The sequence below is a fragment of the Streptomyces sp. NPDC002265 genome, assembly GCF_040296125.1.
Taxonomy (GTDB): Bacteria; Actinomycetota; Actinomycetes; order Streptomycetales; family Streptomycetaceae; genus Streptomyces.
The window spans coordinates 44392-52603 of sequence record NZ_JBEOWS010000022.1; the positions used below are offsets into that span (position 1 = coordinate 44392).

An 8212-nucleotide genomic window follows, 5' to 3' on the forward strand; every position below is an offset into this window, starting at 1 on the left:
GATAGCCCGTTGCGGCAAAAGGCCCGGGAGCGCCCTGAGTGGAACACCGTGCCGCACCCCCGCCGGCCGGGGCGCCGTACCCTGACCGCATGAGCGACAGGGTCCGCCCCGGGGCGGTGCTGGTGGTGGACGACGACCCGGCGATCCGGCGCTCGCTGGAGCGCGGACTGCGGCTGAGCGGCTTCTCCGTGCGGACGGCGGACAGCGGGCGGGCCGCCCTGGACGCCGTCCGCGAGGCGCCGCCCGACGTGCTCGTCCTCGATGTGTCGATGCCCGGCACCAGCGGCATCGAGGTGTGCGCGCGGCTGCGCGCCGACGGCCAGGACCTGCCCGTGCTCATGCTCTCGGCGCTGGACGAGACCGCCGACCGGATAGCCGGGCTCCAGGCGGGCGGGGACGACTACCTGGTGAAGCCGTTCGCCCTCCAGGAGCTGGTGCTGCGCCTGCGGGCGCTGCTGCGGCGCAGACCGCCGGCGGGGGAGGTGCTGCGCGTGGCGGACCTGGTCATCGACCCGGCGGCCCGTACGGTGCTGCGGGACGGGCGGAGCCTGGAACTGACCCGGCGCGAGTTCGAGCTCTTGGAGGTGCTCGCCCGCAACGCCGGACTGGTCCTGACCCGCGACCAGCTCCTGGAGCGGGTCTGGGGCTACGACGTCGACATCCGCACCGACGCCGTCGACACCTTCGTCAGCTATCTGCGGCGCAAACTGGAGGCCGGCGGGCAGCGGCGGCTGGTGCACACGGTGCGCGGGGTGGGCTTCGTGCTGCGGGGCGAGCCGTCGTGAGGCTGTCGACCCGGATCGGGCTCGCGGTCGGGGTGACCGTGCCGCTGCTGGTGCTGGCCTCCGGCTGGCTGCTGCTCCAGCTGGTCTCCCGCGATCTGCACCGCGCCGAGGACGACCATCTGCGGGCCCGTGCCGCCGCCGTGGTGCCGGACGCCCGTGCCCTGCTGCGGGTCTCCGCCGCCGACCGGCCCAAGGCGGCCGACACCCGGGAGCGGCGGCTGTACAGCGCGGTCCTCGACGTCGGCGTACGGGTCGTGGGGCCGGGCGGCACCTTCAGCGGCGGACCGCAGCCGGCCGCCTCGGTCGCGCTGCCGCACCGGACGCGCGGACCGGTCACCGTGCGGGCGGGCGGCACCAGTTGGCGGGTGCTGGCGGTGCCGCTCACCACCGCGCGCGGCCCGGGCACCCTGTGGGTCTTCTCGCCCGACGCCGCCGACCGCGCCCAACTCCGCCTGGTCAGGCGCCGGGTGGCCGTGACGTCGCTGCTCGCCGCGCCCCTGTCCGGTCTGCTGGCCTGGGGCATCGCCTCCGGCGCGGCCGGTCCGCTGCGGCGCCTGGGCCGTCGTACGGCCGGACTCGACCCGCGGACCAGCACCGCCCGGCTGCCGGACGGACCGACCGGGGTCACCGAGGTCGACGAACTCGCGGCCACCCTGCGCACGGTCCTGGCCCGCTACGACGAACAGGCCGCCCGCACCGCCGAGGCGCTCGACACCGCCCGCTCGTTCTCCGCGGCCGCCTCCCACGAACTGCGCACCCCGCTGATGAGCATGGGCACCAACCTCGACATCCTCACCGGCCACCCCGACCTCCCGGAGCCCGACCGCACCGAGGTGCTGGCCGACCTGCGCGGCGAACACGCCCGGCTGCTGAGCCTGCTGGTGATGCTGCGGGAGCTGGGCCGCGGAGACCTGGTGGAGGCGGAGGCGCTGCGCGACGTGGACGTGACGGAGGCGGCGGACGCCTCGGTGGCCCAGGCCCGGCGCCGGGCTCCCGACGCGCGGATCACCCTGGACGCGGCGCCCGGCCTGACGGTCCACGGCTGGGAGCCGGGACTGCGGCTGCTCCTGGACAACCTGCTGGCCAATGCGCTGGCCCACGGACGCGACGCCCAGGGCCGGGCGACCGTGACGGTCGGGGTGCGGCGCGCCGGGGAGCAGGTCGTGGTCACGGTCGACGACCGCGGACCGGGGGTGCCGCCGCAGGACCGCGCCCGGGTCTTCGAGCGGTTCCTGCGGGGTCCCGCCAGCTCCGGGTCCGGACTCGGCCTGACGCTGGTGGCCCAGCAGACCGCGCTGCACCGGGGAACCGTGAGCGTGACCGAGGGCCCGGCCGGGACGGGCGCCCGCTTCGAGGTACGGCTGCCGTCCACCGGCGGGGACCTGCCCGGCCGCCGCGACTGGCTGATCGGCACAGCCGGGGCAAACCGGTCACAGAGTTTCCCCAAAGAGACTTCCTAACCTCCGACGCGTCGGACGGCCACGGCGGCCGTCCGGGAACGGAGGAGGACATGTACGCACGGCGAAGGCGCCTGTTCGTGGGGCTCGCCACGGCGGCCCTGCTGGCGGGCGGTACGACGGCGGCCACCGCCGACAGCACGCCCACGGCCGCCCCGACGGGCGACGGCGCCCGGGCGCTCTGCAAGCGGCTGCCGAAGATCGACGACCGGATCGGCCGCGCCCTGACGCGACTGAACGGGGACGCCGGCACCCGCGGTTCGGTCGCCCGTCTGCAACAGCGCGTGGACAACGCGAAGTCGGCCGGGCACGACGAGATCGCCACCTACCTCCAGGACCGGCTCACCTTCCGCAAGTCCCTGCTGCCGATGCTCCAGCAGCGGCAGAAGGACCTGTCCGGCGTGAAGACCTGGTGCGAGCAGAACGACAACGGCGCGGGGCACAAGTGATGCGCCGCACGGCCGTGGCGGCCGCCGCCGCCCTGCTGGCGGTCCTCACGGCGGGCTGCGGCGGGCACGGCGGCACGGCGGAGCGGACGCCCGCCACTCCCTCCGGCTACTCCGAGATGCAGCAGAAGGTGGACGCCGCCGAGTCGGCGCTCACCCAGGCGGACCGGGACGCCGCGCGCGACGACACCGGCCGCTGAGCGAGCGGGGCGGGCCGGGGGCGCCGTGGGTCAGCGCTCCCCGCCCGGGACCCAGAGCACGTCCCCGACCGCCTTGTTCGCCGTACGGGCCAGGATGAACAGCAGGTCCGAGAGCCGGTTGAGGTAGGTCGCGGTGAGCGGGTTCATCACCTCGCCGTGCGTCTCCAGGGCCGCCCAGGTCGAGCGCTCGGCCCGGCGTACGACCGTGCACGCCTGGTGCAGCAGCGCCGCGCCCGGGGTGCCCCCCGGCAGGATGAACGACCGCAGCTTCTCCAGCTCGGCGTTGAAGCGGTCGCAGTCCGCCTCCAGCTTGTCGACGTAGGACTGCTCCACCCGCAGCGGCGGGAACTCCGGGTCCGCGACGACCGGGGTCGACAGGTCCGCGCCCACGTCGAACAGGTCGTTCTGGACGCGGCCGAGGACCGTGACGATCTCCTCGTCCAGGGCGCCCAGCGCGATCGCGACGCCGATCACGGCGTTCGCCTCGTTGGCGTCGGCGTACGCCGAGATCCGCGGGTCCGTCTTGGCGACCCGGCTCATGTCGCCGAGGGCGGTGGTGCCCCGGTCGCCGGTCCTGGTGTAGATGCGCGTCAGATTGACCATGGGACCAGCGTAGTTACGCCCCGGCGGCGCGGAACACCCGTGTGCCCGCCGTCACGGCGCGGGCCGCGAGGGCGACGGCGGCGAGGATGCCGCGGAGCCGGGTGCCCGGCGTCGCCGGTCCGGTCCGGCCGGGGGACGGCCGCCGGGCGCAATCCGGGCGAAGTGCCACGAGAGCCGCACGTGCGCCGCGGCGGCATCGAGGACTTTTCGGGCGGTGCGGCGCCCGGCTGCGCCGTCCGGGGCGGGCGTCGGCGCCTGCCGGTGTGATGTCCGTCAGATGAGACGTGACGCGCGTTACTAACCGGTCACACAGCGGCGCGCGAGCGCTAGGGTCCGCCGGAGAGTCAGACATAAACAGCGTGTTAGTCACGGTTGCAGTAGGGGAGTCGCACAGTGGCACGGAAGCTTGCCGTCATCGGAGCCGGCCTCATGGGTTCCGGCATCGCCCAGGTCTCCGCGCAGGCGGGCTGGGACGTCGTCCTGCGTGACGTCACCGACGAGGCGCTCAAGCGTGGCACCGACGGGATCAAGGCGTCGTACGACAAGTTCGTCGCCAAGGGCCGGATGGAGGCGCAGGACGCCGAAGCCGCGCTCGCCCGCATCACCGTGACCACCGACCTGGACGCCGTCGCCGACGCCGACGTCGTCGTCGAGGCCGTCTTCGAGAAGCTGGAGGTCAAGCACGAGATCTTCCGCGCGCTCGACAAGATCGTGCGCGAGGACGCCGTGCTCGCCTCCAACACCTCCGCCATCCCGATCACCAAGATCGCGGCGGCGACCGAGCGTCCCGAGCGGGTCGTCGGCGTGCACTTCTTCTCGCCGGTGCCGATGATGCAGCTCGTCGAGCTCGTCCGCGGCTACAAGACCAGCGACGAAGCCCTCGCCACCGCGCGGGAGTTCGCCGAGTCCGTCGGCAAGACCTGCATCGTCGTCAACCGCGACGTGGCCGGCTTCGTGACCACCCGCCTGATCTCGGCGCTCGTCGTCGAGGCGACCAAGCTCTACGAGTCGGGCGTCGCCTCCGCCGAGGACATCGACCTCGCCTGCAAGCTGGGCTTCGGCCACGCCATGGGCCCGCTGGCCACCGCGGACCTCACCGGCGTCGACATCCTGCTGCACGCCACCGGCAACATCTACACCGAGTGCCAGGACGAGAAGTTCGCGCCGCCGGAGCTGATGCGCCGGATGGTTGACGCCGGTGACATCGGGCGCAAGAGCGGGCAGGGCTTCTACACGTACTGAACGCCACGTACGTATCGGCGCCGAAACCGCACAGACCCCGGGGGGATCACCCCCGGGGGTGAATTCGGTATCGGTTCGCTTACAGACGGCAACCAGGTGGCTGCTGAAGCAGTCAAAGGTTGCACAGTCATCGTCACGGAGTACGCCACCGCACTCTCGGGGAGCGCATATGTACATCAGGGGCGACCACGCCGAGCTGGTCGTCGGGGGCCGCCTCGACGTCCGCAGCGCGGCGGACGCCCGTACGGTCCTGCACTCGGCCGTCGACGACGGGGTCGGCGATCTCGTGCTCGACCTGTCCGGACTCGACTCCTGGGACGCCACCGGACTCGGAGTGATCATGGGGGTCCACCGGCGGGCCGGCCGCATCGGCCGGCGCCTGGTGCTGCGCGGCGTACCGCCGCAGATGCAGCGCCTGCTGGTGGCCACCCGGCTGCACCGGATCCTGGCGATCGAGGGCGGCATCGGCGTGGAGTCCCTGCCCCGGGTGTGACGTCGCCCCGGGTGTGACGTCCGGCGCGACGGCGTGCGGATCCGCGCGGGCGGACCCGGACCGGTGCGGTGACGCCGGACAGGCCCCAGGACGCGCCCGGTGCGGTGCGGTGCGCGGCCGGAGCGCCGCGGGCGTGCCGACGGACGGCGGGCGTACCGGCGAGGGCGGGTGCGGTGTGCCGGGGCGGGCGGAGCGGGTCCGGGCGGGGGAGACCCGGTCGGCTTCCGGCGAAACGCCTGACGCACGCAATCCTCATGAGAGTGTGACGTCTCGGACGGCGCGGTACCCCGGGCTGTCGGAGATGCTGTGCGAAGGTTTAGGGTTCGGCTGCCCGCTGACCTCGTAACCCTCTAGCGGGCCCGGACCAGAAGCGACGCGCGGTGTGCGGCAAGGCCGGGAGGGGCTTTCGGCACTCGACGCTTGTGGGGGCTTGAACCTATGGACCCGATCGACCGGGAACCCGAGGAGTACGGCCACGACGGTGACAGCCACGCGCCGCGGCCACGCTCGTCCAGGGATCCCCTCACCCCCGACTTCTCGCAGCACAAGCCGACCCTGGCCCGTACGGCCCAGCTGGTCACCGGCGATCTGCTGCTCACCGTCAACCCCGTGGACGGCAGCGAGATCGAGGCCTGTCCGCCCGGCGCCGAGCGCCCCGGCCGGCCCGAGAAGCTCGACGCCGCCGCCCGCGCCGAGGCCGAACGCGCCGCCCAGCCGCCCGTCCCGGCCGGTCCCGCCCAGCCGGAGCTGCCCCTGCTCGGCCGGCAGGACGAGCGCGAACGCCTGGTCAGGCTGCTCGCCCGCGGTCGCTCCGTCCGCCTCACCGGCCCGGCCGGCTCCGGCCGCACCAGCCTTCTCGACGTCGTCGCCGAGGACTGCACGGACCTCGCCCCCGACGGCGTGGTCCGCCTCAACGGCGCCCGCCGCACCGCGAGCGACCTGCTCTACGACCTGTTCCACGCCGTGTACGACGCGCCCCTGCACCGCCCGGACCGCGACGAGCTGGCCGGGCACGTCCGGGAGATCGGCGCGGTCGTCGTCCTCGACGACGCGGAGATCGGCGGCGCCGAACTCGACGAACTGCTCGACGCCACCCCCGAGTGCGCCTTCGTGATCGCCGCCACCCCCGAGGTGCCCGCCCCGTCCGCCGAGGCGGCCCTGGAGGAGGTCTTCCTCGGCGGTCTCGACCGCGCGGGCGGTGTCGACCTCATCGAGCGTGCCGTCGGCCGCGTGCTCACGGAGGAGGAGAACAACTGGGCCGGCGACCTCTGGTTCGAGTCCGAGGGCCTGCCGCTGCGCTTCGTCCAGGCGGGCGCCCTGCTGCGCCAGCGCGACCGGCTGCGGGCCGACGTCGGGGCCGTCGACGAGTTCGGCGTCTTCGAGGACGAACTGCCCGGCGACGCCGACTTCGACGCAGAGTCGACCGAGGAGGTGCCGCTGCCGTCCCTCGCCGAGGCGGCCGCGCCCGCCCCGCTGCTCGCCTCCCGGCTGAGCACCTCGGCCCGGGCCGCGCTGCGCTTCGCCGTCGCGCTCGGCGGCGAGGTGCCGCACCAGGCGCATCTGCCGGCACTGGTCGGTGACACCCACGCGGACGCCGCGCTCGGCGAGCTCGCGGCCTGCGGGCTGGTCTCCCCGGTCGGCCCGCGCTACCGGCTGGCCGCCGGTGTCCTGACCCAGCTGGAGGCCGCCGGCTACGCCGACGACATCGAGGGCGGCGCCCTGACCGCCGCCCGGCACTACGCCTGGTGGGCCGGCCATCCCTCCGTCACCCCCGGCCGGGTGTGCGCCGAGGCCGACGCCGTGCTCACCGCCCTTGCGGTGCTGGCGCCGACGGTGACCCCGGCCGACGCCGGCGACGGCGAGGACGAGCCCGGGACCGAGGACCACATCGTCGTCCGGCTGGCCCGCGCCGCCGCGCCCGCCTTCGCCGCCGGAATGCACTGGGGCGCCTGGGAACAGGCGCTGCGGGTCGGCACCGAGGCCGCCCGGACCGTCGACGACGTCTCCGAACAGGCCTACTTCCGGCATGAGTTGGGGATCCTCGCGCTGTGCTGCGGCGAGTACGACGTGGCCCGTGCCGAGCTGGAGGCGGCCATAGGGCTGCGCGGCGCGACCGCCGACAAGCGCGGCACGGTCGTCGGCCGCCGTGCCCTCGCCCTGGTCGCCGATCGCACGGGCGACGTGCCCGGACTGCGGGCGACGGCGGGCGAGGAGGTGCCCGACGCGCGCTCCGAGCAGTCCGCCTCCCCGCCCGGAGGGATCCCCACGGTCCGCCAGCCGCTCGTCCTGGACAGCACGGCGCTGGTCACCTACCAGCCCGCGGCCGACGGCGGCCACAAGGAGCGCGGCGGCCTGCGGGGGCTGGCCCGGCGCAACCTCGTCGCGGTCGGGGCGGGCGCCCTGCTCGTCGCCGTGCTGGGCACGGTCGTGACGCTCGGCGCCACCTCCGACAAGAACGACGCCAACATCCCCTCCGACCGGGTCGGCGTCAGCCCCTCGGCCGACCAGGACCTGGACGACGGCAGCCAGGACGCCGACCAGTCCAAGAGCGGCACCGGCAGGACCGGCACCGGCACCGGCACCCCGTCCGCCACGGCCACCGACCCGGGCCCCGACGGCACCTACGGCACCTCCGACGACCCGACGCCGACGGGCGCGGCGCAGCCCTCCGACGACCCGACCGGGACGAAGGGAGCGGGCGGCGCCTCCGGCTCGCCGACCAAGAAGCCGTCGCACTCGCCCACCTCGAGGCCGTCGACGAGGCCGACGAACTCGCCGAGGCCGTCCGGGTCGCCGTCGTCGACCCCGAGCTCCACGCCGACCACGTCCGAGCCCACCGACGGGCCCACCGCCAGCCCGACCACAACGGACACGGCCGGTGGCGCCGCGTCCGCCAGCGCCTCCATGACCGCCTCGGAGGGCGCCGGGTCCGGCACGCCCAGCGACACGGCACCGGTGATCTGAGGCCGCTCGCATGCGGCAGAGG

Annotated in this window: 8 protein-coding genes; 7 read left to right on the forward strand and 1 reads right to left on the reverse strand. The window is 74.6% G+C overall.

Features of this window, described 5'->3' with window-relative positions; genetic code table 11:
* Positions 1–89: 89 nt before the first annotated feature.
* From ABT085_RS06615 to ABT085_RS06630, 4 genes are read left to right on the forward strand one after another with little or no spacing between them, the layout of a single operon-like run.
* A complete protein-coding gene (locus ABT085_RS06615) occupies positions 90–785 on the forward strand; it encodes a response regulator transcription factor (protein ID WP_351602842.1) in 696 nt (231 codons plus the stop codon).
* Positions 782–2245, forward strand: a complete 1464-nt coding sequence (locus tag ABT085_RS06620; RefSeq protein ID WP_351602844.1) for a sensor histidine kinase — start codon at positions 782–784, stop codon at positions 2243–2245. The genes ABT085_RS06615 and ABT085_RS06620 overlap by 4 nt, the downstream gene beginning before the upstream one ends.
* Before the next feature lie 50 nt (positions 2246–2295).
* Positions 2296–2691, forward strand: a complete 396-nt coding sequence (locus ABT085_RS06625) for a hypothetical protein (protein ID WP_351602846.1) — start codon at positions 2296–2298, stop codon at positions 2689–2691.
* Positions 2691–2888: a hypothetical protein gene (locus tag ABT085_RS06630; RefSeq protein ID WP_351602848.1), complete on the forward strand. Its 198-nt coding sequence runs from the start codon at positions 2691–2693 to the stop codon at positions 2886–2888. Before ABT085_RS06625 ends, ABT085_RS06630 begins: the two co-directional genes overlap by 1 nt.
* Before the next feature lie 30 nt (positions 2889–2918).
* Here the strand turns inward: ABT085_RS06630 and ABT085_RS06635 are convergent, their stop codons facing one another.
* Entirely contained in the window at positions 2919–3491 is a 573-nt protein-coding gene (locus ABT085_RS06635) for a cob(I)yrinic acid a,c-diamide adenosyltransferase (protein ID WP_351602850.1), read from the reverse strand.
* A 393-nt stretch (positions 3492–3884) separates the two neighbouring features.
* Here ABT085_RS06635 and ABT085_RS06640 point away from each other — a divergent pair, with 393 nt between their 5' ends.
* The 3 genes from ABT085_RS06640 (at position 3885) to ABT085_RS06650 (ending at position 8190) form a co-directional block, all read left to right on the forward strand.
* Positions 3885–4733: a 3-hydroxyacyl-CoA dehydrogenase family protein gene (locus ABT085_RS06640; protein ID WP_351602854.1), complete on the forward strand. Its 849-nt coding sequence runs from the start codon at positions 3885–3887 to the stop codon at positions 4731–4733.
* Positions 4734–4902: 169 nt separating this feature from the next.
* Entirely contained in the window at positions 4903–5226 is a 324-nt protein-coding gene (locus ABT085_RS06645) for an STAS domain-containing protein (RefSeq protein ID WP_152892817.1), read from the forward strand.
* 438 nt (positions 5227–5664) lie between these two features.
* Positions 5665–8190, forward strand: a complete 2526-nt coding sequence (locus ABT085_RS06650; protein WP_351602859.1) for an ATP-binding protein — start codon at positions 5665–5667, stop codon at positions 8188–8190.
* Positions 8191–8212: the final 22 nt, after the last annotated feature.